Origin of the sequence: Acinetobacter sp. FL, from assembly GCF_040744925.1 — a bacterium.
Lineage (GTDB): Bacteria > Pseudomonadota > Gammaproteobacteria > Pseudomonadales > Moraxellaceae > Acinetobacter > Acinetobacter radioresistens.
Map to the genome: position 1 here is coordinate 1,239,823 of NZ_CP160437.1, position 25,735 is coordinate 1,265,557.

At 40.6% G+C, this 25,735-nt stretch carries 23 protein-coding genes; 12 read left to right on the forward strand and 11 right to left on the reverse strand.

Annotated elements, in window-relative coordinates; genetic code table 11:
• Positions 1–13: 13 nt before the first annotated feature.
• The 3 genes from ABZP31_RS05660 to ABZP31_RS05670 all read left to right on the forward strand — a co-directional run bounded on the left by ABZP31_RS05660 (position 14) and on the right by ABZP31_RS05670 (position 2,839).
• Entirely contained in the window at positions 14–1,072 is a 1,059-nt protein-coding gene (locus ABZP31_RS05660; protein ID WP_248114895.1) for a 2,3-butanediol dehydrogenase, read from the forward strand.
• Between the two features lie 71 nt (positions 1,073–1,143).
• On the forward strand, positions 1,144–1,929 hold the full coding sequence (locus tag ABZP31_RS05665) for an acetoin reductase (protein ID WP_248114894.1): 786 nt from the start codon (positions 1,144–1,146) through the stop codon (positions 1,927–1,929).
• A gap of 256 nt (positions 1,930–2,185) precedes the next feature.
• A complete protein-coding gene (locus ABZP31_RS05670; protein WP_248114893.1) occupies positions 2,186–2,839 on the forward strand; it encodes an SOS response-associated peptidase in 654 nt (217 codons plus the stop codon).
• Positions 2,840–2,845: 6 nt separating this feature from the next.
• On the opposite strand, the gene ABZP31_RS05675 is transcribed toward ABZP31_RS05670, so the two are convergent.
• A complete protein-coding gene (locus ABZP31_RS05675; protein WP_005014663.1) occupies positions 2,846–3,313 on the reverse strand; it encodes a MarR family winged helix-turn-helix transcriptional regulator in 468 nt (155 codons plus the stop codon).
• A 469-nt stretch (positions 3,314–3,782) separates the two neighbouring features.
• Here ABZP31_RS05675 and ABZP31_RS05680 point away from each other — a divergent pair, with 469 nt between their 5' ends.
• A complete protein-coding gene (locus tag ABZP31_RS05680) occupies positions 3,783–4,241 on the forward strand; it encodes a hypothetical protein (RefSeq protein ID WP_248134328.1) in 459 nt (152 codons plus the stop codon).
• 65 nt (positions 4,242–4,306) lie between these two features.
• Here ABZP31_RS05680 and ABZP31_RS05685 read toward each other — a convergent pair whose 3' ends face one another.
• The gene (locus ABZP31_RS05685) at positions 4,307–4,546 is read right to left on the reverse strand and encodes a hypothetical protein (protein WP_005014661.1); all 240 of its coding nucleotides are present in this window, start codon (positions 4,544–4,546) and stop codon (positions 4,307–4,309) included.
• Between the two features lie 635 nt (positions 4,547–5,181).
• On the opposite strand from ABZP31_RS05685, the gene ABZP31_RS05690 reads away from it, so the two are divergent.
• The gene (locus tag ABZP31_RS05690; protein WP_005405446.1) at positions 5,182–5,571 is read left to right on the forward strand and encodes a hypothetical protein; all 390 of its coding nucleotides are present in this window, start codon (positions 5,182–5,184) and stop codon (positions 5,569–5,571) included.
• 339 nt (positions 5,572–5,910) lie between these two features.
• On the opposite strand, the gene brnQ is transcribed toward ABZP31_RS05690, so the two are convergent.
• Positions 5,911–7,212 carry a branched-chain amino acid transport system II carrier protein gene (brnQ, locus tag ABZP31_RS05695; protein WP_262475172.1) on the reverse strand — a complete coding sequence of 434 codons (1,302 nt, stop codon included), beginning with the start codon at positions 7,210–7,212 and terminating at the stop codon, positions 5,911–5,913.
• Between the two features lie 389 nt (positions 7,213–7,601).
• Between brnQ and map the strand changes: the two genes are divergently transcribed.
• Positions 7,602–8,396: a type I methionyl aminopeptidase gene (map, locus tag ABZP31_RS05700; RefSeq protein WP_262475170.1), complete on the forward strand. Its 795-nt coding sequence runs from the start codon at positions 7,602–7,604 to the stop codon at positions 8,394–8,396.
• 385 nt (positions 8,397–8,781) lie between these two features.
• Here the strand turns inward: map and ABZP31_RS05705 are convergent, their stop codons facing one another.
• Positions 8,782–9,684: a LysR family transcriptional regulator gene (locus ABZP31_RS05705; RefSeq protein WP_005014656.1), complete on the reverse strand. Its 903-nt coding sequence runs from the start codon at positions 9,682–9,684 to the stop codon at positions 8,782–8,784.
• 209 nt (positions 9,685–9,893) lie between these two features.
• Here ABZP31_RS05705 and ABZP31_RS05710 point away from each other — a divergent pair, with 209 nt between their 5' ends.
• The gene (locus ABZP31_RS05710) at positions 9,894–10,220 is read left to right on the forward strand and encodes a hypothetical protein (protein WP_262475169.1); all 327 of its coding nucleotides are present in this window, start codon (positions 9,894–9,896) and stop codon (positions 10,218–10,220) included.
• Positions 10,221–10,234: 14 nt separating this feature from the next.
• On the opposite strand, the gene ABZP31_RS05715 is transcribed toward ABZP31_RS05710, so the two are convergent.
• A complete protein-coding gene (locus ABZP31_RS05715; RefSeq protein ID WP_262475168.1) occupies positions 10,235–11,170 on the reverse strand; it encodes a LysR substrate-binding domain-containing protein in 936 nt (311 codons plus the stop codon).
• Positions 11,171–11,398: 228 nt separating this feature from the next.
• On the opposite strand from ABZP31_RS05715, the gene ABZP31_RS05720 reads away from it, so the two are divergent.
• From ABZP31_RS05720 to ABZP31_RS05730, 3 genes are all read left to right on the forward strand, one after another.
• Positions 11,399–12,622: an acyl-CoA dehydrogenase gene (locus ABZP31_RS05720; RefSeq protein ID WP_262475166.1), complete on the forward strand. Its 1,224-nt coding sequence runs from the start codon at positions 11,399–11,401 to the stop codon at positions 12,620–12,622.
• 213 nt (positions 12,623–12,835) lie between these two features.
• Positions 12,836–14,149: an MFS transporter gene (locus ABZP31_RS05725; protein WP_005025647.1), complete on the forward strand. Its 1,314-nt coding sequence runs from the start codon at positions 12,836–12,838 to the stop codon at positions 14,147–14,149.
• Between the two features lie 37 nt (positions 14,150–14,186).
• Complete coding sequence (locus tag ABZP31_RS05730; RefSeq protein ID WP_262475165.1) at positions 14,187–15,416, forward strand: CaiB/BaiF CoA-transferase family protein; 1,230 nt, start codon at positions 14,187–14,189, stop codon at positions 15,414–15,416.
• Positions 15,417–15,481: 65 nt separating this feature from the next.
• On the opposite strand, the gene ABZP31_RS05735 is transcribed toward ABZP31_RS05730, so the two are convergent.
• Genes ABZP31_RS05735 through ABZP31_RS05745 form a run of 3 tightly spaced genes read right to left on the reverse strand, consistent with a single transcriptional unit; the run spans position 15,482 to position 17,437 of the window.
• Complete coding sequence (locus ABZP31_RS05735) at positions 15,482–16,093, reverse strand: OB-fold-containig protein (protein WP_005014650.1); 612 nt, start codon at positions 16,091–16,093, stop codon at positions 15,482–15,484.
• A gap of 14 nt (positions 16,094–16,107) precedes the next feature.
• A complete protein-coding gene (locus tag ABZP31_RS05740) occupies positions 16,108–16,416 on the reverse strand; it encodes a Rieske (2Fe-2S) protein (protein ID WP_005404182.1) in 309 nt (102 codons plus the stop codon).
• Positions 16,417–16,432: 16 nt separating this feature from the next.
• Entirely contained in the window at positions 16,433–17,437 is a 1,005-nt protein-coding gene (locus ABZP31_RS05745; RefSeq protein WP_248134237.1) for an adenosine kinase, read from the reverse strand.
• Between the two features lie 342 nt (positions 17,438–17,779).
• On the opposite strand from ABZP31_RS05745, the gene ABZP31_RS05750 reads away from it, so the two are divergent.
• Together ABZP31_RS05750 and ABZP31_RS05755 are read left to right on the forward strand one after the other, a co-directional pair.
• Complete coding sequence (locus tag ABZP31_RS05750) at positions 17,780–20,719, forward strand: insulinase family protein (RefSeq protein WP_248134235.1); 2,940 nt, start codon at positions 17,780–17,782, stop codon at positions 20,717–20,719.
• Positions 20,720–20,744: 25 nt separating this feature from the next.
• Positions 20,745–21,818 (forward strand): phospholipase A, encoded by a 1,074-nt coding sequence (locus tag ABZP31_RS05755; protein ID WP_005014644.1) that lies wholly within the window; start codon positions 20,745–20,747, stop codon positions 21,816–21,818.
• Positions 21,819–21,861: 43 nt separating this feature from the next.
• On the opposite strand, the gene ABZP31_RS05760 is transcribed toward ABZP31_RS05755, so the two are convergent.
• The 3 genes from ABZP31_RS05760 to ilvA form a co-directional block, all read right to left on the reverse strand.
• On the reverse strand, positions 21,862–23,208 hold the full coding sequence (locus tag ABZP31_RS05760; protein WP_248134233.1) for a TrkH family potassium uptake protein: 1,347 nt from the start codon (positions 23,206–23,208) through the stop codon (positions 21,862–21,864).
• Position 23,209: 1 nt separating this feature from the next.
• The gene (locus ABZP31_RS05765) at positions 23,210–23,860 is read right to left on the reverse strand and encodes a TrkA family potassium uptake protein (RefSeq protein ID WP_248134231.1); all 651 of its coding nucleotides are present in this window, start codon (positions 23,858–23,860) and stop codon (positions 23,210–23,212) included.
• Between the two features lie 246 nt (positions 23,861–24,106).
• On the reverse strand, positions 24,107–25,645 hold the full coding sequence (ilvA, locus tag ABZP31_RS05770; RefSeq protein ID WP_075039939.1) for a threonine ammonia-lyase, biosynthetic: 1,539 nt from the start codon (positions 25,643–25,645) through the stop codon (positions 24,107–24,109).
• Between the last annotated feature and the right edge of the window lie 90 nt (positions 25,646–25,735).

Genomic DNA, 25,735 nt, shown 5'->3' on the forward strand with positions numbered 1-25,735 from the left:
ATCAGGAGCGGTAATGAAAGCAGCTCGTTTTTATGATAAAAGCGATATTCGCATTGAAGATATTCCGGAGCCACAAGTTACACCAGGTACAGTCGGTATTCAGGTTGCCTGGTGTGGTATTTGTGGAACTGATCTGCATGAGTTTATGGATGGTCCAATTTTTATTCCGCCTTGTGGCCATCCGCATCCAATCTCGGGCGAATCTGCTCCAGTAACGATGGGACATGAGTTTTCCGGAGTTGTATACGCTGTGGGTGAAGGGGTTAATGATATTCAGATTGGTCAGCATGTGGTGGTTGAACCTTATATCATCGCTGACGATGTGCCGACTGGACCTAATGATGCTTATCATCTGTCGAAGAATATGAATTTTATTGGATTAGGAGGGCGAGGCGGTGGTCTATCGGAAAAAATAGCCGTGCAGCGTCGTTGGGTTCACCCAATTTCCAATAAAATACCATTGGATCAGGCTGCACTGATTGAGCCTTTGTCGGTAGGTCATCATGCCTATATTCGTAGTGGCGCACAAGCCGGAGACATTGCACTGATTGGGGGTACAGGGCCGATAGGTTTGTTGTTATCAGCTATTTTAAAGGCTAAAGGACTTACCGTTATTATTAGTGAATTAAGTGCTAAACGTAAAGAAAAAGCAAGAGAGGCTGGTGTTGCAGATTATATTCTGGACCCTTCAGAAGTTGATGTGGTTACGGAAGTCATGAAAATTACTCAAGGGCGGGGTGCAGATGTTGCTTTTGAATGTAGTAGTGTAAATAAAGTACTAGATACTCTCGTAGCTGCGATGAAGCCAGCTGGTGTACTGGTCATTGTATCAATCTGGAGTCATCCAGCCACAGTAAATGTTCACAGTGTTGTTATGAAAGAACTTGATATTCGTGGCACCATTGCTTATGTCAACGACCATCAGGCAACAATCAAATTGGTGGAAGATGGTAAAATTAATTTGGAACCTTTTATTACACAGCGCATTCAACTCGATGACTTGGTTTCGCAGGGATTTGAAACCCTGATCCATAACAATGAGTCAGCTGTTAAAATTATTGTCCATCCCTAAATACTCAGAAAAAACAAGCAGACGTTTTAATTGCTTATCAATAATTTAACAACAATACATAAGGAAAAATAATGAATAAAGGATTAATGAATAAAGTCGCCGTTGTAACAGGCGCAGCGCAAGGTATAGGACGTGGTATTGCTCTAAGACTGGCTCAGGAAGGTGTACATGTAGTCTTGGTAGATCTGAATGAACAACGACTTAATGGAGTAAAACAGGAAATTGAAAATTTAAAGGTAAACGCCAGTATTTTTGTTGCTGATATCAGTCAGCGTGATCAGGTGTATGCCAGTATTGAACATGCCGAGCAGTCTTTAGGTGGTTTTGATATTATGATCAATAATGCTGGAATTGCTCAGGTTCAGTCTCTTGATGCAGTGACACCTAAAGAACTGCAAAAAATTAGCGATATTAATATTGGTGGAGTTCTGTGGGGTATTCAGGCCGCAGCTCGAAAATTTAAAGCGCGCCAGCAAAAAGGTAAAATCATTAATGCAGCTTCTATTGCAGGGCATGAAGGTTTTGCCATGTTAGGAGTATATTCGGCAACAAAATTTGCAGTCCGTGCTTTAACTCAGGCCGCAGCCAAGGAATATGCTTCACATGGCATTACGGTAAATGCATATTGTCCGGGAGTAGTGGGCACAGATATGTGGGTAGAAATTGATAAAAGATTTTCTGAAATTACCCATACCCCAATTGGTGAAACATACAAAAAATATGTGAGTGGTATTGCACTAGGGCGTGCACAAACACCTGAAGACGTGGCTGCGCTGGTTGCTTTTTTATCGAGTGAAGATGCCGATTATATTACCGGGCAGGCAATTTTAACAGATGGAGGTATGGTCTACCGCTAGTACAATATACACTGTCTAATTTTTAAAAATGTATAAATATAATCAGGTTTCTACTTAAACACATTAAATAATAAAAGGCCTGAGTACATAGAATATAACACTATCTTATTTGTACTCAGGTCTGTATTTCCTTAAGTTTTTTTAAGATATTTTTGTCAAATTCTGCTGTTTATACATAATATTATCCAGCCACTAGTCCATTGAAATACTAAAATTTATCACTATATATGACCTATAGTTTTTTAAATTTTCGCCTATGTGTGCCAATTTTAAACCTGTTACGCGTGTTCAGGTGGATAAACTTCAGTTACCGGATGTTCCTTTCGATTATCTCGAAGAAGTGTATCCAGCCTATGATTTGCCTTTACTATTTAAGTCAGAATATGGCTTGGAATGGCGTAGCGTAATGTTCGGACTGGTGCCAAAGTGGGCTCAGGATAAAAGTTCGGCTAAACGGACCTATAATGCCCGAAATGAAACTTTATTTGAAAAGCCAAGTTTCCAGGAGGCTGCATTTAAAGGTAAGTTTGGAGTTATTCCGGTGACCGAATTTTATGAAGCAAAATATATTGATGGTAAGGCTCAGCGTTGGGGAGTACGTCGCAAAGATGGCCAAGGCTTTTTTATTGCTGCCATTTATGAAATCTGTAAAATCAATGATGAAGTGATTCGCTCAGCCAGCATGATCACGATGGATGCAATAGACCATCCGATGATGAAGGAGTTTCATGAACCAGGAAATATCAAACGTTCAGTGATTGTAATTCCACATGAACGTCTGGATGAATGGCTGAGTGTAGGGCCTGCTAACTTCAAATCATTTATTGAAGGTTTTTCTGTTGAAGAGTTTGAGTGTTCTCATGTACCCAAGCCTAAAGTGGAAACGCCCCAGTTAAACTTTTTTGACTGATGAAAGTTAATTTGAAAGATTTTTAAATAAGTGTTTAAGGCTTTCAATTAGTTTTTCAATCTGTAATGGAGTAAGCCCTTCAAAAGACTGTTCGAGTACTACTCCAGTAAGATCATTAATTTTAGCGGTCATTTCTTTGCCATACTCAGTGAGATTTACCCGTGTAATACGGCCATCCTCTTCACAGGAATAGGTATCGACATAGCCTTCAGCTTTCAGGCGGTAAACAATTTTGGTTGTAGTCGACATTTTTGAAATGATCATCTCTGAAAGATCAGAAACACTGGCATGTGGTTTAGACTCAAGTGCCAGTAGAATACGTCGCCGTGAGTTATCCAATCCATAACGCTTTAAGACATTATCCATATTTTGCACATATTGTGCATGTACTTGAGTAATCCAATAGAATGGAAAGTCTTCAAGATTAAAATCCCCAGTGTTTGAAGGCAAAAACCGAGCATATTTTTTATTCATACGAGAATAACCCTAATTTTAATTATTTTTACAAAGTAAGTTTATTGTAAAACAATTGTTTTATACAAGAGAGTGGCTAAGTTTATTTTAGTATAAAAACTTTTATGAGCCCTTCAATGAGTTTGATATTTTTAGATTGGCCGTTGTTAGAACGACAAAGTGTAGCATTTGAGCAGTAGTTTGATGAGATTTATAAGAAAAATGGCAAAACTGCTTTAAAAGCTGTAAGGAATGATTTTAACCCAAATGTATTCTTTGAGATTTTTCATTAAGATTTAAATAGCAAATAAAGTAGCTCAGCTATTTTGTAATTTCTGCCTCATTGATCAGTTTTACTTTAAAATAAAATTTTGTATTAGGTTTGAGAATTACAAGTAATGTGATTCTTAACAAAATGAGTGACTTCATTGAATTTTATGTCTATAAAGAGAAGCTCTAGAAAAACAATTTATTAGAACATTCAATGAACATGGATCAACTTACTTTCGCAACTAAACTTGCCATTTTGTTTAGCGGTATCTATTTATGGATTGGTATGCTAACAGGACTCTGGAAATATTATCAGATCAGGAAATCTGCGCATGCACGTGCTCATCCATATGTGGATATAGCTCACCGAAGTAGTTTGCTCTATGCTCCAGCAACTCTCATTCTGGCTACACTAGGGCATTTTACCATCTGGTCTGACTATGCAGTTCTCACCTGTATTAGGATCAATATATTATTTTTCAGCCTTTCTATATTGAGTTATATTTTACATGGAGTTTTAAAAGATACTGTTAATCAGTTCCAGGTGCCGCATCAACTTGGTAAATGGTATTTACCCAAAATTTTGATGACAATATTTATGTTTTTACTGGTAATTGGAGAATTAGTAGCAAGTGGTTTTCTAGTAATAGGGACTGCGTATTATTTTGGATTTATCTAAACAAGCCTAGACGCTAAAAAAATAATTTTTTATTATTTAAAGATGGATGATTGCTCATCCATCTCTTAATTGTTTTTATACTTAAAATATTTACGACACTTGTGGTCAATAAGCGCCCAGATCGAGAACAGGGCAGAGACTATTAAAGCATAGAGAAAATGTTCTAGCTTCAAATTGCCATTAATCACCCCATGAAAAAGCAGAGTTAACATGAGGGCTACTGTAGTAACAACATAATTGACAAAATTTTTATCGTTCTTAAAAACTTTGGCGAAAGAACGCTTGTTTAGGGGTAAAGAGTGCATCTTCGGTCCTCCTGTCGTGCGCGACAAAACCTAATTGTTTTAATCAGAAATCTAGTTTTTAATGTTTTACTGCTTATTTTCGAGTATTTCAATAGGTGATAGCATTATTTTTTTATCATTATTTTTCTTTATAACATATAAGGTAATTAATGTATTTAATAAATAAATATAAGAATAGTTTTTGTGTAAATTTTTTTGATCACATTATTAACTAATTTTATATGATAAATCTCATTTTTTTTAATTAAAATTTAGATAAAACAAAAAGTTATAATAAATTCAATTTCTAATGTACTATAAGAAAAATAATTTTAAATTGGCATTTTGAAAATTAATTTAGCTCAACTGATCTTAAGTAAAATCTGAATATAAATCTGACTTTTTAATTTAAAATGTTTAAACGATTCTTAAGATTGTATATTTTATATACTTTAAGTAATAAAATATTTCAAGTCATGAGGTAAAATTTTAGTTTCTATTGTAGCTACTACAATTAGCTGCGTTATTTAAGGACTATTATATAGCGTTCTTAATAGCTGATTTTATTACAAGTTTTTAACAATTAATAATTTTTTTCCTGAAAAAAATATGCTTAGATCAAAAGTATCTGAAGACAAGAGAAAAGGATAAATAATATGAATAAGTTAATGGCAGCTATGGGCTTAATTGCCGTATTTGGAATCACAGGATGTGATAACCGTGAAACAGGAGCGACTGCTGGAGAACATTTAGGTAAAGCGGCCGAGCAGGCGGGTTCAGATATTAAAGATGCAACTTTAGCAGCAGGCGCTGAAGCAAAAGAAGCTGCTGACGATGCAGCAGTCAAGATGGATGCGGCGGCAGAAAAAGCTGAAGTTGAAGCTCGTGAGGCAACCGCAGATGCTCGTGAAGCAACCGCAGAAGCTGCAGACCGAGCGGAACAGAAAGCTTCAGAGGTGGAAGCAGATGCCCGTAAAGCCACAGCAGATGCTGCTGACTCTGTAGAAAAGACAGCTTCACGTGTGGAAGCAGATGCCCGTAACTAAAATTTTTTTGCTATGCAAAAGCCAGCACTGTCTGGCTTTTTTATATTTTTAAAATTGCAGAATACTCAGAGTTTATGAGACAGGTGAAAGATCAGAGATAGAGAAAATTTTTATTAAAATTAAATAGATAAAGAAAGGTAGAAATAAAAAATAACAGACTTTATGATAATTCTTAAAGGTTAAAATAGCATAAGCCAAGTTTCTGTATATAAAAATAAAACTATAAGCATCGAATTCTAGTAAGAGGCGTAAACAAAAAATGCCAGTTGGGTAAACTCGGCATTTCTGATCACCAGTAAAATCAGCTCTGGGTAAGAATTGATTTTAACGACTCTTAAGTTAACTGTTTGAATGTTTAACCCGGTCGACAATAATAGAAATGACTAGAACAATTAATGACGGGATAAGCCATGCAAGATTTTGTTCATTGAGTGGTAAATGTTGAACAGCATCTGGTAACAGATCAGAGAATCCAGCTACCTTGATTCCATCGATTATTCCAAAAATGAAAGCCATTGCTGCTACAGGTGTAATTACATAGCCCGGTTTTTTCCAGAATTTCCAGAAAAAGCTCAGCATGATCACTACAATTGCAGGTGGATAAATAGCACTCAAAACAGGAACAGAAACAGCAATTAGCTTAGTTAGTCCAAGGTTTGAAATTAAAACCGAAAATAGAACTAAAATAAACACCAGAATCTTATAAGGAATCTTGGTAAGTTGAGTAAAGTATTCTGCACAGGCACAGGTCAAACCAATCGCTGTAACTATACAAGCTAGAAAAATGAGCAGACTCAGAAAGAGTGAACCTAAATCACCAAAAGCATGCTGTACATAAGCGTGTAGAATCTGTGCCCCATTGGCTGCGTTAGGTGCTGCTTCATGACTTCCTAACCCCAGTTTGAACAGGCTGAGATAAACTAGAGTCAGACCTACACCAGAGATCAGACTTGCAATCACTGCATATTTGGTCACGAGTTTACTATCGGTTACACCACGTGAGTGGATCGCCTGAATAATCACAATACCAAAAACTAAAGCACCCAGCGTATCCATGGTCAGATAGCCATTAACAAAGCCTTCAGACACTGGGCTATTGATATAATGGTTAATAGGAGCTGGAATAAATCCTGCCGGTATACAGAACGCAGCAATTCCAAGAACTGCTAACGCAGCAATTTTCATAGGAGCAAGAACATGACCTATCGTATCGAGTAATTTATTTGGATATAGCGAGACCAGTCCTACTATCGCAAAATAAACTAGACTGTAGATCAGTAAACTGCTACTTGAAGTGCCGAAATAAGATGAAAAGCCAATTTCATAAGACACTGTGGCTGTACGTGGTGTAGCAAACAGAGGTCCTACTGACAAATAGCACACCACAGTTAAAACCAAACTGGCTATACGGCCAAGCGGTGAACTCAATATTTCAATTGACCCTTGCACACGCGATAGTGCAATAATGGTAATTACAGGCAAACCGACTGCTGTAATGAGAAACCCAAGGGCTGCCCACCAGACATGTTCACCTGCCTGCTGTGCAACAATAGGTGGAAAAATGATATTACCGGCGCCAATAAAAAGCGCGAAGGTCATAAAACCTAGAGCAATAATATCCCGAGTACGAAGATTATTCATATCATATAAAGGGAGAGGGGCTGTAAAAGAAGCAGCGATTCTAATTTAAAAAATAAATTTTGTGTAATTTCTCTAATATAAATTATGAAGAAAGCTGATGATAAAAATTTTTCAAAATATAGTTTATTTCCAATGTTATAATTAATTATTTGAAAACAATTGTCTTATATAAAATAACCAGATAAAAATTTCTAAGGGTACAAATTTTTTATATCGGAAAAAAATAATTAAAAGAGTAATTTTTATGGCTAAAAAATATCCGGTCTAAAAATTTTATAAACAGAATAATCAATTGATATCGTTTCTGATGACTTGAAATGCCAGTCTTAATCAGGAAATTTTATATAAAAAACGCTATACTTGAGTCACTAACCAGAGAGGATAGGTCAATGAGAGCTTCAGCTGTAACTATCAAGACAGAACAGGATATTGAAAAATTACGTATATCCGGGCGTTTGGCTGCACAAGTTTTGGAAATGATAGGGCAGTATGTCAAGCCAGGCGTTTCGACCGAATATCTCGATGATATTTGCTATGACTATATCGTAAATACTCTAAAAGTCATTCCTGCAAATGTGGGCTATCATGGTTTTACTAAGACCACCTGTATTTCACCAAATGAAGTGGTCTGTCATGGTATTCCTTCAGCGCGGACTATTTTAAAAGATGGCGATATTATCAATATTGATGTAGCAGTAATTAAAGATGGCTACTATGGAGATACCAGCCGAATGTATTATGTAGGGCAAGTCAGCCCTCAAGCTAAACATTTGGTAGAAACAACCTATGAAGCAATGGTAGCAGGAATTCATACAGTCAGACCCGGTGCCACATTGGGTGATATTGGCTATGCGATTCAAAAAGTTGCCCAGCGCGAGGGCTATACCATCGTACGTGAGTATTGCGGTCATGGAATTGGAAAAACTTATCATGAGCAACCTAATGTACTGCACTATGGTCAACTTGGACAAGGGTTGATACTGCGTAAAGGTATGGTGTTTACCATTGAGCCCATGGTGAATGCAGGTAAGGCACGTGTCAAAGAATTGAATGATGGCTGGACTGTGATTACAAGTGATAGGTCGCTTTCTGCGCAGTGGGAACATATGGTGGCGGTAACTGATAATGGATTTGAACTCTTAACACCATGGCCAGAAGGGACAGGTTCATATCCCAAAATTTAATTTTGTTTAAAAAGTAATCAAACAGTTTAATTTTATGGAAATTTAGATAAAAATTTCCATAAATTTTTATCTATTTATTTGAATTGGTATTGTATCTATTTGTAATTTTTTAAAAATATATTATATATACAACAACATAAATATAACAATTGATAGAAAATAAGTAACTTTTAAGATGTTTTATGTATTTGTTTTTAATTGGTTATTTGTATATTATTGTTTTTAGATTCTATCGCTGTAGTTTCTTTTTAGTTGTTCGTTTTTATAAGCTTACCTTTCTACAGGGTAAGCTTTTTTTTATCCATAAAATTTATTTCAATATTCAGCTGGACGACGCATAACAAAAATTTTGTTTCTTGAGTTTATTGAACTCACAAATAGTTAGTTAATGGGCTTTGTATAAATGCTCAACCAAATACTCAATAAAAACCCTGACTGAAGGAAGCTGACCACGACGTGATGGGTAAACAGCATGGAAAACTCCATGGGGTGTGTTCCAGTCAGGAAGAACGCGAACAAGTTCTCCGTGTCTAACCAGATCAGCAGTTACACTGTCGGGGAGTAAAGCGATACCGCAGCCCTGACGTGCCAGTTGTGCCAGCATCATCAGGTCTGAACCCATGACGACAGGATTAATTTTAAATTTTCGCGATTTATTTTCCCGGTCATGCAGGGTGAGCTGCTGGTCCAGGTGATCATCAATCATGCTCAGTATTCTATGTTCTGCTAACTGGTCAGGATGGGTTAAATTGCCATATTCGTTGAGGTAAGCCTGACTGGCAACCAAATGCTGTTCAATGCGTTGAAACTGGCGAATAATCAGATTAGGGTCATTGTCCAGATTAAAACGTACCCTTAGAGCAACATCAATCCCTTCATTAATCACATCAATGCGGCGGTTGGTGACACTAAGCTGAACCTTGATCTCTGGATACTGTTTTAGAAAGTCGGGCAGAATCTTCGCAATTTCATTTTGGGCTATACTGACCGGTAAACTGACTTTAATCACTCCACGCGGTTTACTGCTTAAATGATCTATCAGGTCATGGGCAGCCTGTGCTGCATTCATCATGTCCTGTGCATGCTGATAGATATCCATACCAATATCAGTGACAGCAAAATGTCGCGAGCTTCGTTGAATAAGGCGCACGCCAAGACGTTCTTCCAGATTATATACCCGCCGGCTGAGTTTGGATTTGGGAATATCAGTTGCGCGCTCAGCTGCACTAAAACCTCCATGCTCGACAACTAAGGCAAAGCAGTAAAAATCATCCAGATCAGTCAGCATGCAGATTTCCGTTAAAGATTATGAAAAGATATCGTTGTAGCCAGCTGTATTTTATAGCGGATTTACTTCAAGAGTTCTATTTTAAATTGCAGGTTCACTGCCATTTTAAGTTATATCTAAATAGTTAATTTAAAGAAGCTGATGATGCCCTCTATATATTGTTCTTTAAAATCTTTTACAATAGTTAAAACACACACCTGATGAACGCAATGACCTATCAATTAATTCAACTTGATGACCCGATGCAGAATGTTAGCTGCCCTTATTGCCAGCAGCATATTATTGACTGGCAGCAGGAACAATATATACAGCCTTGTCAACACACTTTATTTATAGCGATGGATTTGGGCTTTGAGTTTATTGCTGATCATTTTGAAGCCAAAATGTCTCGAACAGTAGATATAATTCATGAAGACCCAGAAATGAATATCTTTCAGGAAATTACTGCTACGGACTGGCCTGATTTAATCGTTTATAAAGCTGATCTTGGTATAGAGGGGCTTTACCGTTATATTGGTTTATCTCAAGTGGTTTAAATAAAGCTAAAGGTTTAACCTGATAGGGCTTCCTGTTCAAGCCATTGAATAAATTTATGAATTAATGGGTTAGGCTGCTGCTGGGAATATACAAAATAATAGGATCGGGCACCTCTGAGTTTAATATCAGAAGCAATAACCAGCTCACCCGAACCGAATTCTTTTTCTAGTAGCATCTGTGGAATTAACGCAACGCCCATATGATGAGACGCCGCTACAGCCAGCATTGAAAACAGTTCATGCCGCTGACCTTCCATAGCATAAGGATAATCTGCTCCAGCAACTTCAAACCATTCTTTCCAGATGTATGGCCGGGTTGTCTGTTGCAACAGGGGCAGGCTGGCGATTTGCTTGACGGAAAGTGTGCCTTGAAATGGGCCGGATACAGGTTTGAGTTCTGGGAAATTCCGGTAAATCAGGTCTGGTGAACATACTGCAACTACATCTTCATGCATCAGGTAATGCGCTTGTGTACCTGGCCAGTTTTGTACCTGTGTTTCGGTTCCTGCATAAATAGCAGCATCAAAAATATGGTCACTAAATAAAAATGGTTTGGTGCTGGTTTCCAGATGTACATTAATTTCAGGATAAAGAGTATTAAAGCGATGTAGGCGAGGTACCAGCCAACGTGTAGCAAATGTTGGTACAACCCCTAGTTTGAGTGTTCCGCCTAAGCCTTTATGCGACATCAGGTCCAGAGTACTTTGTTCCAGACTGAGTAGATGAGTGCGGATATCTTTATAGTACTGTTCACCTGCATGCGTTAACGCAACCCCATGTCTTGTCCGGTTAAATAATGGAAGATCCAGATATTCTTCAAGTTGCTGGATCTGACGTGAAACCGCACTCTGTGTGACAGAAAGTTCTTGTGCAGCATGAGTATAACTACGATGTTTGGCTGCTGCTTCAAAGCAGATGAGTGCCTGTAATGAAGGAATCATTCTGCGCATAAAATTCTCCCGAAGAGCGAGATAAAATAAAAATTTCTAGTCAGTCTTTAATTTTTGCCAAGACTTGAGCTATCAGGGTAATTACTCTTCTTATCTGTAAAAAAACTTATAACACGATATAAGATATGCATAAAAGGAATATCTGAATGAAAAATTATCGTTTGAAGCGTGTTCTGAACAGGAATAGCATGAAATCAATAAAAGACATTCAGCAAGGCAAAGGACGCAATGAATCAGATGATCAACACTGAAAAAAAAGCTAAAGTTCATTTTAACTGGCAGGATCCGTTTTTATTGGAACAGCAACTGAATGAAGAAGAACGTATGGTTCGCGATACAGCTGCTGCATATTGCCAAGATAAGCTTATGCCACGTGTTTTGGAACAGTTTCGTCATGAAAAAACCGATCCTACTATTTTTCGTGAAATGGGTGAGCTAGGACTACTCGGGCCAACTATTCCTGAACAGTACGGTGGTGCCGGTTTAAATTATGTCAGTTACGGTCTGATTGCACGTGAGATTGAGCGAGTGGATTCAGGCTATCGTTCTATGGCCAGTGTACAAAGTTCATTGGTGATGGTGCCAATTAATGAATTTGGCAGTGAAGAACAAAAACAGAAGTACTTACCAAAACTGGCTACAGGTGAATTCATTGGCTGTTTTGGTCTGACTGAACCGGACCATGGTTCTGACCCGGGCAGCATGTCAACTCGCGCTAAAAAGGTAGAAGGTGGATATCGACTTTCAGGCGCAAAAATGTGGATTACCAATAGCCCGATTGCTGATGTATTTGTTGTGTGGGCAAAAGAAGTTTCTACTGAAGGAAATGTTGGCCCAATTCGCGGTTTTATTCTGGAAAAAGGTTGGGAAGGGTTATCTGCACCGGCGATACATGGCAAGGTAGGCTTGCGTGCATCGATTACTGGCGAAATTGTTATGGATAATGTGTTCGTACCAGAAGAAAATGCATTTCCAGAAGTACAGGGACTACGCGGCCCATTTACCTGCCTGAATAGTGCCCGTTACGGCATTGCCTGGGGTGCCATGGGAGCTGCTGAATTTTGCTGGCATACGGCGCATCAGTATACGATGGACCGTAAACAATTTGGCCGCCCGCTTGCGGCTAACCAGCTGATCCAGAAAAAACTGGCAGATATGCAAACTGAGATTGCCCTTGGTTTACAGGTAGCTTTACGTTTTGGTCGTATGAAAGATGAGGGTATTGCTTCAGTTGAAGGTACATCATTGATTAAACGTAATAACTGCGGTAAGGCGCTTGATATTGCCCGTTTGGCACGTGATATGCTGGGTGGTAACGGTATCAGTGATGAGTTTGGGGTAGCGCGTCATCTGGTTAACCTGGAAGTTGTAAACACCTATGAAGGTACTCATGATGTACATGCCTTGATTTTGGGTCGTGCCCAAACTGGTATAGCTGCTTTTTCAAACTAAACCATTCCAAAAAATTTGCTGAAGATGCCTGAGTGCATCTTCATGGCGAAGCTTTGCCTGAAAATGAACCTGACACGGACTTAAGGATTCATCATGAGCTTCTCTTGGCAAGGATTCCATACACGGATAGTACTTAAAGAAAAATAATAAAAGTCTTCAATGGAACACAAGATAAGACATCGATGACTCATTTGAGAAAATGAGGAATATTAAATGAATAATGAAGTACAAGTAGCGATCAAGCCTATAAAAGGAAATCTACCGTCTAATCTGGGGACTTATGAAAAAATAGGACCGCATACCTGGAAATTTGCACTGTTATTTACTTATTTTGCCATGGTGGTCGATGGTATCGATATTATGTTGCTTTCTTACAGTTTGACCAGTCTGAGAGCTGATTTTGGTCTGAGCGCTTTTCAGGCAGGGGCCTTAGGTAGTGCATCACTCGCCGGTATGGGTGTTGGTGGTGTGTTAGGTGGATGGGCTTGTGATAAATTTGGTCGGGTACGTACCATTGCTCATTCAGTGACCTTCTTTTCAGTTGCTACCTGTTTGCTCGGATTTACTCAGACCTTTGAACAGTTTATGGCATTGCGTTTTATCGGTGCTCTCGGGATAGGGGCATTATATATGGCCTGCAATACCCTGATGGCTGAGTATGTGCCAACAACTTACCGTACCACCGTACTCGGAACATTACAGACCGGGCAAACCGTGGGCTATATCGTAGCCACTTTATTGGCCGGCTCTATTATTCCTGAACATGGCTGGCGGGTTTTATTTTTTATTACCGTTATTCCGGCATTTATCAATATTTTCTTGCAGCGTTTCGTGCCTGAACCTAAATCATGGCAACTCAATAAAATTGCGGTGCTACAGGGAACTGCTCAAGTTCAGGATCAAGAAGCAGCACCAAAAGGCGGCAGTATCTATAAACAGATTTTTAGAAATTTTAAACATCGAAAAATGTTTTTACTGTGGATGACGACAGCATTTTTTCTGCAATTTGGCTATTACGGTATTAATAACTGGATGCCTAGCTATCTGGAAACTGAAGTTCATATGAATTTTAAAAACCTGACCAGCTATATGGTGGGTTCGTACACTGCAATGATTCTTGGGAAAATTCTGGCGGGCTTCTTGGCTGACAAGTTTAACCGTCGGGCAGTTTTCGTATTCGGTACTATTGCCAGTGCAATCTTCCTGCCGGTCATTATTTTCTTTAATACTCCAGATAATATTTTATATCTGCTTATTACCTTTGGCTTTCTTTATGGCATTCCGTATGGAGTCAATGCGACCTATATGGCGGAGTCGTTCTCAACGGATGTACGTGGTACAGCCATTGGTGGTGCCTATAACATTGGACGTGTTGGGGCAGCAATTGCACCTGCAACGATTGGTTTCTTAGCCTCGGGCGGTACTTTTACGATGGCATTTATTGTCATGGGAGCGGCTTATTTTATTGCAGGCGTATTACCGGGACTGTTTATTCGTGACCGGCAATATGATCCACAGCAACAATAAAATGCAAGCATAAATTCTTTGTTATAAGGAGACAAACATGGGTGCATTGCAGGGAATAAGGGTTCTGGACCTGAGCCGTGTACTGGCCGGACCATGGTGTGGACAGATTTTGGCAGATCTGGGAGCAGAAGTAATTAAGGTTGAACGACCAGGTACAGGTGATGATACCCGTATGTGGGGGCCACCCTGGATGCCTGATCAAAACGGAGAACAAACTCGTGAATCGGGATATTTCCAGTGTACCAACCGTAATAAACACTCAGTCGCTATTGATATGGCCACTCATGAAGGCCAGGAGCTGATCCGGGAGATGGCTAAAACAGCCGATGTAGTAATTGAAAATTATAAGGCAGGTTCACTGGTACGTTATGGACTGGATTATGACAGCCTTAAGGTTTTAAATCCTCAACTTGTATATTGTTCAATCACTGGTTTTGGTCAGGATGGACCACAAGCTGCTGAACCTGGCTATGATTTTATTATACAGGGTATGGCCGGCCTGATGAGTATTACTGGGGAACCAGACAGTATACCAGGTGGTGGTGCACAGAAGGTAGGCGTTGCAGTGGTAGATCTTCAAACCGGGTTATATGCCACAATTGCGATTCAGGCTGCTTTACTGGCGCGTCAGCACACTGGACGGGGACAATACATTGATATGTCTTTACTGGATGTGCAGATTGCCGGTCTGGCGAATCAGGGGATGAATTACCTGAGTTCAGGTAAAGCGCCCCAGCGTATGGGAAATACACATCCAAATATTGTTCCCTATCAGACTTTCAGAGCGAAAGATAAGGAGTTTATTGTGGCCTGTGGAAATGATAGGCAATTCAGGGAACTATGTATTGCTATTGACCGGAAGGATTTATTAGGGCGCTCTGAGTTTTTAACCAACCAGAGCCGGGTAAAACACCGGCATGAGCTGGTGGGTATACTGTCAGATTATTTTCTGCAAGAAAATGCCCAGTATTGGGTAGAGCGAATCCATGCAGTGAAAGTACCAGTCGGTATGATAAATTCGATAGAAGAGGCATTTGCAGAGCCGCAAGTACAGGCAAGACAGATGCTGGTCAAGCTGCCCCATGTACTTAATCCTGCATTCAGAGTTATAGGCTCGCCAATCAAATTATCAGATACACCAGTAGAATACCGGCAAGCACCACCACGACTGGGTGAGCATACTGGCCAGATTCTCCGAGAGTTTAAAACCGAAGAGCAATTACAGCTTTTGCGTGAGAATAAGGTCATTGATGGACTGGACTTGTAATTTTATTACCATGCAGTGGTAGAAAAATTATATATATTTTACTTTTTAAATGGTTTATCAGGACTCTATAATTCCGGATTGAACAGGCGGTTTGATTCGGAAATTTTCTTGGCCATATAATGTGATTTTTTAAACCGAATCAAGATTACCTGTGACTGAAATTCCAATTCACCAAATTCTGGCTCAACCTGTACATAATGTAGCTGTCCAAACTCATCTCTGACTCTGGCTTGGGCTGAGAACCCTGGTCTTGCGCTACCACTAGAGATCGTTGCCAGTCGTCCCAGCAGGCTGGTATTTTTTTGGTTCAGCTTGGGTTTAATCACCTGATCCAAGCAATGGATCATGAACATGGTAAAGAAAATTGCAATAATCAGAGCAGGTAAAATAATATAAAAAGGTGAAATCAGCTGCTGTTGATTGGCGAAGTAAACGAACTGCAAAAAATACCCTGCAAAGCTAAAGTTCATGAGCAAAAATACAAAGATCAGAACCTTGGAAAACTTTACATCGAAGAGGGGGGAGTTCGAGATCCAGACCGGTATAAAGCGTTTGAGTAAATCGCTGGGCCGAAAACCGAACTGCATCCCGATAGTTTCTGCCATGCTGAGCAACACTAAAGCCAATAAACTGACATTAAATGGCATCAAATAATAATTAAGCAGCAGCGCAGCCATGACAGAACCTTTAATTAATCTTCTAGATAAATGCCGCCGTCAGAATGGACCTTAATGGCAACTTTCTCAAGCGACTGACCTTGACAAGGACCAGAAATACACTCACCTGTCTCGACCAGGAACAATGCACCATGAGTCGAGCATTCTATAAATTCCTGATCACGGTCGAGAAACTGGTTCTCTAAAAATTCAAGCTCGGTTTGCAGATGCGGACAAAGATTCTGGTAAGCATAAAAACATCCGTCGCGCTGGGTGATAAAAATATTATCACCATTAGCCGTTTCATAGCTGCGGGCTTCACGTTCTGGTATATCTTCAGTCAAGCATATTCTTTCCATATTATGCAGTTTCCTGTTTAAATTTTTGCAAGAGCTGACGGTATTGCTCCAGAGTTAACCGGGGGCCAAAACTTGCAACCACTTCACTAGAAATTAAAATAGCCAGTTCTGCCGCAGTTTTTATATCCATACTTGCATTCATAGCATAAAGTAGAGCCCCAGCAAATGCATCACCTGCGCCATTGGCATCTACAGCGATTACGCTACGACCTGGTACCTGCAAATGCTGTTCGGCTGTAGCAAGTATTGCACCCTGTGCGCTGCGGGTAATAACAACATACCGACTTTTAAATTTCAATTTTTCTAAGGCCTGCTCTGCAGTTGAGGCGCCGGTATACATCATGGCTTCATGTTCATTACAGAATAGCAGGTCTACACCGTCATCAATCATTTCGTCCAGTCCTTCACGTGCATACTGCACCATAGCCGGATCAGATAAAGTCAGCGCAATTTTTACCCCGTGTGTACGGGCAATACGACGTGCTTCACGTACAGCGGCACGTGCAGTGGGGCTAGTTGACAGATAACCTTCAATATATAACCACTTTGCAGTTTGAAGAGGCGAGAAATCAATCTGGGTTTCCGAGAGTTCAGCAGTAATCCCAAGATAGGTTTGCATAGTACGTTCAGAATCTTCACTGATGAGTACCATGCAAGTACCGGTTACACCATCACTAATTGACTTGGCACTGGTTTTTACATCGACTGCATTTAAACCGTTAAGATAAACTAGGCCAAGCTCATCATTACCTACACGACAGGCATAAAATGCTTTACCGCCTAGGGCGCTAAATGCCACCGTTGTATTGGCTGCTGAGCCACCGCTTGCCTGACCTTTATAAACTTGGGTTGCTTTCAGACTTTCATATAAGGCTGACTGAACATCACCTTCGGCCAGTTGCATGGTACCTTTTTGCAGATTCTGCTGAGTGAGGAATTCATCAGTAACTCTAAATTCTTGGTCAATTAATGCATTGCCAATTGCAAAAAGGTCAACAGTCGCCATGTTTCTCGCCATTTATCATATAAAAAAACAAGTTTACCTTAATGCTTATGTTTCTTATAGATTAATGAATAAAATTCAATACGTTTATTAAAAGAGGGGTACGTTTTTAATTCCTTCCTATTGAAATAGAGGGTTAGCAACCATTTTACTTTAGCTGAACCGGAATTAAGACCATACTGAATCTAGCCATCTTGAAACCTACTGTTTATTTGAGACAAGGTTGAAAAAACCGATCATGCCATCATTAAAAATCTATTGTTTTAGTCAGGTTTAAAACGTGAATTGTGACTAAAACTATAGGTATAATGCAATTTATTGAATTTAAAAGTATGAGGAGATCACATGACTGTCGATGTCACTGAAACCATTAATCAAACTGTTCATCCTGCGTTTCAGTTGATACGTCAACACCATGTCGAGGCCCTAGACATTTTAGTGTCTGAATATAAACACAAGGTTACAGGGGCGGTGCATTACCATCTAGCCACTGACTATGATGAAAACGTATTCTTGGTAGCTTTTCGTACCCAGCCCATGGATTCAAAAGGTACTGCTCATATTTTGGAGCATACTGCTTTATGTGGCTCAGAAAAATTTCCGGTCCGTGATCCATTCTTTTTAATGATTCGCCGTTCATTAAATACTTTCATGAATGCTTTTACAGCGGCAGACTGGACAGCCTATCCGTTTGCGACCCAAAACAAGAAAGATTTTCAGAACCTGTTATCTGTTTATCTCGATGCAGCCTTTGCTGCAAACCTGAATCCTCTGGATTTTGCTCAGGAAGGTATTCGGGTAGAGCTCGAAGATGACCAACCTGTCTATAAAGGCGTGGTTTTTAATGAAATGAAGGGGGCGATGAGTTCACCTTCAGATCAGCTCTATCATCAGCTGGCAGAACATTTATTCCCACAAACCACTTATCATTATAATTCAGGTGGTGATCCTAAAGACATTCCTGATCTGACTTATGAGCAGCTAGTCGATTTTTATAAGTCGCATTATCATCCAAGTAATGCAGTCTTTATGACTTTTGGTAATCTTTCGGCGTATGAGTTGCAGGAACAGTTTGAAACACTGGCTTTAAACAAGTTTAAACCTGGAAAAACACTCTATTCTACTCCGGAAAAACGCCTGTCAGCCCCTATAGAGGTTACTGAAACTTATGCAGTAGATGGCGATGAGCTAACAGATAAAACTTATCACGTATTGGGCTGGTTGTTACCTCAGGCTAGTGACATCAAATTGCGTTTAGGTATGCGTCTGGTTGAAGGCATATTACTGGAAGACTCGGCTTCACCCTTACGGCATTATCTGGAAACCTGTGGATATGCACAGTCTACAGGCCCGTTTATGGGAGTAGATGACAGCAACTTTGAGATGACTTTTTATTGTGCAGTGCAAGGTTCTAATCCGGAGCATGCACAGACATTTAAGGAAGGCGTACTTAATATCTTGCAGGAAGTGGCATCAAAACCTGTAGAGTCAAAACTGATTGAAGCAATTTTGCATCAGATCGAACTGCATCAACGTGAAATTGGTGGTGATGGTACACCTTATGGCCTCAGTCTGATCCTGAATGGTTTGAGTAGTGCTATTCATCACAATGACCCGATTCATGTATGGGATGTCGATAGCGCGATTGAACAGGTAAGAGAAGAACTAAAAGATCCAATGTGGCTGTCTAGCCTGATCCAGACTTATCTGCTTGATAACCCGCATCGTGTGCAACTGACTCTGGTTCCTGATGCTGAAAAGTCTCTAAAGGATGAGCAGGCTGAAAAAGCTCGTCTGGCTAAACTCGCTGAGACATTGTCTGAAGCAGACCGTAAACAGATTCTGGAAAATACAGAAGCATTGAAGCAACGTCAGAATATGGAAGATGATCTGGACCTGTTGCCTAAAGTAGGTTTGGAGGATGTGCCTGAAGAGCTGCATATTGTACAGGGTCAGCTGCGTGAAATTATCTGTAATAATCTGGATACCCCTTTAAATCTTTACCATGCGGGAACAAATGGTATTTATTATCAGCAGGTGCTGATCCAGATTCCTGACGAGATAATAAATTCACCTTACTTTAACTTGCTGTCAATCCTGATGGGTGAGGTGGGTGCAGGAGAGTATGACTATCTTGAACTGCAACAGCTGCAAACTGCAGTGAGTGGTGGGTTAGGCATGGGTGCTTCATTACGCAGCAAAGTTAATGATAAAGGTCGTATAAGTGCCTGGCTCACATTAACCACCAAGTCACTGGTTAATAAATTTGATGCGATCCATCTACTCAAGCTGGCTTTTGAGCAGCTTCGTTTTGATGAAAAGAGCCGTATCATAGAACTTCTGCAACAGCGTAAAACCCGTTGGCATTCACGGATTTCCGGCTCAGGACATAGTTATGCGATGCAAACAGCGTCACGTAACATGAGTGCGCTGGCTCGTCGTGATTACCATACGACAGGACTGGGTGCGCTCAACTGGATGACAGATCTGGTCAGCAACATTGAAAAAGATGAGGCAGAGTATCATCGCCTTATTGATGAGTTGAAGTTAATTCATCGCAAACTGTTACAGGCTCCTAAACAGTTTTTGCTGGTGTGTGAAGAACACCAGACTGAACGCTTGTTGGAAGAAATCCAGGAAGTATGGAATAAACTGGCTGTAGATCAAACTCAAGCTGAGCTGACTCAGGTTAAATTCGAAGATAATAACGCGGATGAAGCCTGGTTAATCCAGTCTAATGTTCAGTTCTGTGCCTCAGCTTATCAGGCTGTTGAAGTCTCCCACCCAGATGCTGCACCGTTAATGGTATTGGCTGCATACTTGCGTAATGGCTTTCTGCATAGCGCTATTCGTGAAAAAGGTGGGGCTTATGGTGGAGGAGCCAGCTATGATGGTAATGCTTGCAGTTTCCGTTTCTATAGTTATCGCGATCCACGTCTTGCAGAAACTTTCAATGACTTTGATTCAAGCTTGAACTGGTTATTTCATGCTGAACAAAAACCACACCAGTTAGAAGAGGCTATTCTTGGTTTGGTTGCCAGTATGGATAAGCCGGGTTCTCCAGCGGGTGAAGCTATTACAGCATGTTATGCATTACTGCATGAACGTACGCCAGCCTTTAGAAAAATCTTGCGTCAGCGTATATTACAGACTACTTTTGATGATCTGAAACGGGTTGTAAATATTTATCTGACCGGTCAGAAACCGGTTAGAGCGGTGGTTGCACCATTTGCAAAGCGTGATGAATTAGTACAACTCGGTTTTGAAATTAAACAAGTCAAATAAATAAAACTGAAAACTGGAGAATAAAATGTCGTTCAAAGCCTTTGAACGGCCCTCACTTCAGCTGGGTATCCTTGCGATACTTGGCGTGGTGGTGGTGTCTACAAGCCATGCGGAAGATCCTGCGGCGGCTAAACCTGCGAGTGCACAAGCATGTGTAGGACTTGCTTCCAATGCAGATCGTCTGGCCTGTTATGATGCATTGTTTGTGGTACCCGAAGCAGAAAAACCTTTAGTGGTGGCTCAACGCAAAGCAGTAGAAGATCCAAAAATTGATCCGAATGTTTCATTGCTGGACCGCCGTTGGGAGCTTTCTCCAGAAAGCAAGCTCGGTACATGGAATATTCGTGCGCACCAGCCAGTCTATTTGCTTCCAGCTTATTGGACCAGCGATAAAAATGAAACACCTTCGAGTCCAAATCCTGAAAATACAGTCTCTGCAGAAGATGCACAGGACCTTAAGTCAATTGAAGCCAAGTTCCAGATTTCCTTTAAAACTAAAGCGGCAGAAAATATATTTGGTGATAATGGCGACCTATGGTTAGGTTATACCCAGTCGTCACGCTGGCAGGTATATAACGAAGATGAATCCCGTCCGTTTCGGGAAACTAATTATGAGCCTGAAGTCAGCCTGATGTTCCGCACGAATTATAATTTGCTAGGTTTAAACGGCCGGTTACTGGGTTTGACTTTTAATCACCAGTCTAACGGCCGTGCAGATCCTTTATCGCGTAGCTGGAACCGTATCATTATGAATGTCGGGCTTGAGCATGAAAATTTTGCTCTTATGCTGCGACCTTGGTACCGTATTGAGGAAAATGCAAGTGATGACAACAATGCAGATATTGATGACTATATCGGCCGTGGAGATTTAACGGCCTTCTATCGCTGGAAAGATCATGATTTCTCTTTGATGTTGCGGCACTCTTTAAAAGGAGGCGATGACTCACATGGTGCTGCCCAATTTGACTGGGCATTCCCGATTAGCGGCAAATTGCGTGGACATTTTCAATTGTTTGATGGTTATGGCGAGAGCTTGATTGATTATAATCACCGTGCTACCTATGTGGGTCTGGGTGTTTCACTCATGAACTGGTACTAGAGCCCTACTGTAAAAAACCACTCTCAAGAGTGGTTTTTTTAATTTAACCGATCTGGATATCGGTTGGCGGGTGCTTAAGCCGGCTCTTCTTTGGAGTTGCAATCAGATATGCCAATGTTAAAGGACCAAGCCGGCCGGCATACATCAGGAAAATAAGGATCATTAAGCTGCCAGAACTCAGTTCACCGGTAATCCCGCGCGATAAACCTACAGTACATGCAGCAGAGACAATTTCGAATAGCAGATCCAAAAAGTTTTGCCGGGGTTCCAGCAGAAGAATCAGGAAAAATCCTCCAAAGATTAAAATGCAGGTAATCATGGCGACTGCCAGTGCCTTCACTGTGATTTCCTGTGAGATTGAATGATTAAAAGCACGCACTTCCTCATTACGGCGCAAGAAAGAAATTACGCTGAGTAGTAAGACTACAAATGTACCTACTTTAATACCACCCGCCGTGCTGAGAGAGCCGCCTCCAATAAACATCAATAGCATCACCACTAACGTCGAAGTACTGGTCATTGAACCTGTATCAATGGTATTTAGGCCAGAGGAACGTGGCGCAGTGGCCTGAAACCAGGCATGTACAGCCTGTTCACCCAGATTTAGCTGACCGAGCGTCTGATAATTGGTTGCTTCTAACATCCAGATCACTATAAAAGCCAACAGATTGATGATTGCAATTGAACTCAATATCAACTTACTGTTGGCGCTAAGTTTGCTCCAGCTTTTAGAGCGTTTTATATCCATGAGTACAATAAAACCGATTCCCCCAATGATATAGAGCAGGCTAATAACCAAGTAAACCAGATATTGCCCTTCAAAGTTCATCAGGCTATCGCCAAAAATAGAAAAACCGGCATTGTTAAATGAAGAAATACTGTAAAAAATTGCATAATGCAGGCTAGTTGGAAAGCCGTATTCAGGCGTAAATAATACCGTTAATATGACTGTGCCGATGAGCTCAAAAAATAAAGTATAGAAAAAAACGCCTTTGGCTACAAAAGTGACTTTAGACAGATTGGTTTGTCCGGTAGCAGTTTGTGCCATCATCTGCTGTCTGAGACGTACTTTAGGAGAAAGGCTCAGTGCTGCCAGAATGGCAAAGGTCATAAAACCTAGGCCCCCGCTCTGAATAAGGAGCAAGAGTACTGTCTGGCCAAAACCTGTTAGAGAGTTATGAACACTGATGGTGGATAAACCAGTAATTGTAACTGCCGATGTAGCAGTAAATAATGCATCCATCCAGCTCAAATGGCCGTGGTGAGAGATAGGCAGGCGCAACAACAGGGTTCCAACCAGAATGAAACTTAAAAATCCTAAAGCCAGGAGTGTAGGAGGGCTCAGGTTAATAGTTCGTTGTGTGAGATGTCTAAAATTAGGAAAATGCATGTTAGAGAAAACGCATTGAAAGTCTTTGGAGCTGCTCCAGAGACCCCTCTATGATTAAAATATCTCCATACTTTAAAGTGAAATCTGGAGCAGGCTCATAAAAAATTTCTTTGCCGCGCTTTAAAAGCAGCAGATGAACTTTTACGACCTGGTTAATCAGGCCAAACAGATGCACACCTTCAAGTTTATTTTCAATATTGATCCGAACTATAAAATGATCATCCTCAAGTGCCATGTAACGGCTGACCATAGGATAATTTAAAGCTTGGGCGACCCTGACCCCCATATCTTCTTCAGGGTGAATGATCTTGTCGATGCCTAAATGACTCAGAATCATATGATGTGCCTTGGTCTTGGCTTTCACCCAGATCTTGTTTACCCCCATGTTTTTCAGGTGTAGAACACATAAAATACTGGCTTCAATATCCTCACCAATTGCCACTACGACAGCATCACAATCCTGAATATTAAGCTCTTCGAGCACATGTTCATCAGTCGCATCGGCAATCACTGCATGTGATAACTGGTCACCAATATTTTCAACGTGACGTTTAACCAGATCTATACCAATCACGTCATGCTTGAGACGGGTAAGTTCGGTAGCGACAGTAGCTCCAAAGCTACCCAGACCAATTACGGTAAATAAAGCCATTCAGAAAACCTGCTATCTTTCTTCTAAAGTCTGCACTGTAAAGAGTACAAAGCTTAATCTATTATACAGCGTGATAATATCACTTTAGTTTTAATTGTTTTGAGGTTGCTGTGTTACAAAAAATACAGAGTAGTACCTTAATAAAAAAGAAAATTTTAAAGTGTATTAAAACCCCAAACGGGTAGGCTTAAATAAAATGATATAAAATAAAAAACCGGCTCTAGGCCGGCTTCTATTTACCAAAAACTATTTAAGAAAACGCTTATAGCCAATATTATGAGTTATTTCTTCATACGGATAAGTGATTGTTTTCAAGGTTTCAATTATTCCGTCCGGATTCTGCTTGGCATCTGTCGCTTCCATACCCACCAGGACCCGTCCTTCAGCTGCGCCATGGTTGCGGTAGTGGAACAGGGTAATATTATGAGTCGGGCCAAGGCGTTCAAGGAACGTCAGCAGGGCACCTGGACGTTCCGGAAACTCTACCCGGAACAGGCGCTCATTTTCAATATTGGCATGGCCACCAATCAAATAGCGGATGTGCAGCTTGGCAACTTCATCATCGGACAGGTCATCCACCTCGTAACTTTCTTTTAGCAGGTTATGGATTTCATGGCGTTCTGCTTCACCACCTTTTAAACTGATGCCCACAAAAACCTGCGCCGAATCACTTTCACTGGCGCGGTAGTTAAATTCAGTAATATTACGACCTTGCAGGGTCCGGCAAAATTGTAAAAAGGCACCTTTCTGCTCAGGAATGGTTACAGCATAGATTGCTTCACGACGTTCCCCTAGTTCTGTACGTTCGGCGATATAGCGTAATCGGTCAAAGTTCATGTTTGCACCGCAAACAATAGACACAATATTTTTACCAGTCAGTTTATGCTGTTCAACATACTTTTTAATACCTGCCAATGCCATTGCACCAGAAGGTTCGACAATACTGCGGTTTTCATCAAATGTTTCTTTAATTGCTGCACAAATTTCGTCTGTATTTACCAGAACAACCTCAGGCTCAACAATCGGGCCCGAATTATCAGATTTCTGCAAGCGGATTACTTCAAAAGGCTTTTCACCAATCTGTGCTACGGCTGTACCATCTGCAAACAGGCCTACCGATGGCAAAATTACACGCTTACCAGATTCCAGGGCTGCCTTTAAACAGGCTGATTCATCATATTCGACAGGAATCACTTTTACATGTGGCGCAACATCACCTAAATAGGCAGCAATACCTGCTATCAGGCCACCGCCACCTACTGCAACAAATACATATTCTACATCACGCCACTGGCGCAAAATTTCATTGGCGATGGTCCCTTGTCCGGCCATAACCAGTTCATCGTCATAAGGCGGGATAAAAGTCATACCTTCTTCTGACGCACGTTGAATTGCATATTTGTTGGCAATATCAAAAGAATCGCCGTGCAGAACCACTTCACCACCAAGCCGTTTTACAGCCTGAATTTTAATATCTGGTGTAGTTTTTGGCATAACAATAATGGCGCGAATTCCCAGTTTCTTTCCAGACAGGGCAACACCTTGGGCATGGTTACCTGCTGAAGCTGTAATTACGCCACGTTCTAGCTGAGTTTTGGGTAATTGGCTAATGCGGTTATAAGCACCGCGCAGCTTAAATGAAAAAACTGGCTGTAAGTCTTCACGTTTAAAGCGAATATTGTTATTTAGTTTTTCACTAATTCGTGGCGCTGCTTCGAGTGGGGTTTCGATTGCAACATCATAAACCGTTGCTTGTAAAATTTGTCGAACCAAACGAGACAGCATGTTAATCTTCCATCTAACAGTTTAAAATAGGGGCTTATTGTAACAAACCCCTGTACATTTGCGCCGTTTAATTGGCCAATTTGCTAAAAA

What these genes read in the sequence shown, in the direction of transcription:
- ABZP31_RS05660 (WP_248114895.1), top strand. Translation starts at nt 14, where the DNA reads ATGAAAGCAGCTCGTTTTTATGATAAAAGCGATATTCGCATTGAAGAT.
- ABZP31_RS05665 (WP_248114894.1), top strand. Translation starts at nt 1,144, where the DNA reads ATGAATAAAGGATTAATGAATAAAGTCGCCGTTGTAACAGGCGCAGCG.
- ABZP31_RS05670 (WP_248114893.1), top strand. Translation starts at nt 2,186, where the DNA reads ATGTGTGCCAATTTTAAACCTGTTACGCGTGTTCAGGTGGATAAACTT.
- ABZP31_RS05675 (WP_005014663.1), bottom strand. Translation starts at nt 3,313, where the DNA reads ATGAATAAAAAATATGCTCGGTTTTTGCCTTCAAACACTGGGGATTTT.
- ABZP31_RS05680 (WP_248134328.1), top strand. Translation starts at nt 3,783, where the DNA reads ATGGATCAACTTACTTTCGCAACTAAACTTGCCATTTTGTTTAGCGGT.
- ABZP31_RS05685 (WP_005014661.1), bottom strand. Translation starts at nt 4,546, where the DNA reads ATGCACTCTTTACCCCTAAACAAGCGTTCTTTCGCCAAAGTTTTTAAG.
- ABZP31_RS05690 (WP_005405446.1), top strand. Translation starts at nt 5,182, where the DNA reads ATGAATAAGTTAATGGCAGCTATGGGCTTAATTGCCGTATTTGGAATC.
- brnQ (WP_262475172.1), bottom strand. Translation starts at nt 7,212, where the DNA reads ATGAATAATCTTCGTACTCGGGATATTATTGCTCTAGGTTTTATGACC.
- map (WP_262475170.1), top strand. Translation starts at nt 7,602, where the DNA reads ATGAGAGCTTCAGCTGTAACTATCAAGACAGAACAGGATATTGAAAAA.
- ABZP31_RS05705 (WP_005014656.1), bottom strand. Translation starts at nt 9,684, where the DNA reads ATGCTGACTGATCTGGATGATTTTTACTGCTTTGCCTTAGTTGTCGAG.
- ABZP31_RS05710 (WP_262475169.1), top strand. Translation starts at nt 9,894, where the DNA reads ATGACCTATCAATTAATTCAACTTGATGACCCGATGCAGAATGTTAGC.
- ABZP31_RS05715 (WP_262475168.1), bottom strand. Translation starts at nt 11,170, where the DNA reads ATGCGCAGAATGATTCCTTCATTACAGGCACTCATCTGCTTTGAAGCA.
- ABZP31_RS05720 (WP_262475166.1), top strand. Translation starts at nt 11,399, where the DNA reads ATGAATCAGATGATCAACACTGAAAAAAAAGCTAAAGTTCATTTTAAC.
- ABZP31_RS05725 (WP_005025647.1), top strand. Translation starts at nt 12,836, where the DNA reads ATGAATAATGAAGTACAAGTAGCGATCAAGCCTATAAAAGGAAATCTA.
- ABZP31_RS05730 (WP_262475165.1), top strand. Translation starts at nt 14,187, where the DNA reads ATGGGTGCATTGCAGGGAATAAGGGTTCTGGACCTGAGCCGTGTACTG.
- ABZP31_RS05735 (WP_005014650.1), bottom strand. Translation starts at nt 16,093, where the DNA reads ATGGCTGCGCTGCTGCTTAATTATTATTTGATGCCATTTAATGTCAGT.
- ABZP31_RS05745 (WP_248134237.1), bottom strand. Translation starts at nt 17,437, where the DNA reads ATGGCGACTGTTGACCTTTTTGCAATTGGCAATGCATTAATTGACCAA.
- ABZP31_RS05750 (WP_248134235.1), top strand. Translation starts at nt 17,780, where the DNA reads ATGACTGTCGATGTCACTGAAACCATTAATCAAACTGTTCATCCTGCG.
- ABZP31_RS05755 (WP_005014644.1), top strand. Translation starts at nt 20,745, where the DNA reads ATGTCGTTCAAAGCCTTTGAACGGCCCTCACTTCAGCTGGGTATCCTT.
- ABZP31_RS05760 (WP_248134233.1), bottom strand. Translation starts at nt 23,208, where the DNA reads ATGCATTTTCCTAATTTTAGACATCTCACACAACGAACTATTAACCTG.
- ABZP31_RS05765 (WP_248134231.1), bottom strand. Translation starts at nt 23,860, where the DNA reads ATGGCTTTATTTACCGTAATTGGTCTGGGTAGCTTTGGAGCTACTGTC.
- ilvA (WP_075039939.1), bottom strand. Translation starts at nt 25,645, where the DNA reads ATGCTGTCTCGTTTGGTTCGACAAATTTTACAAGCAACGGTTTATGAT.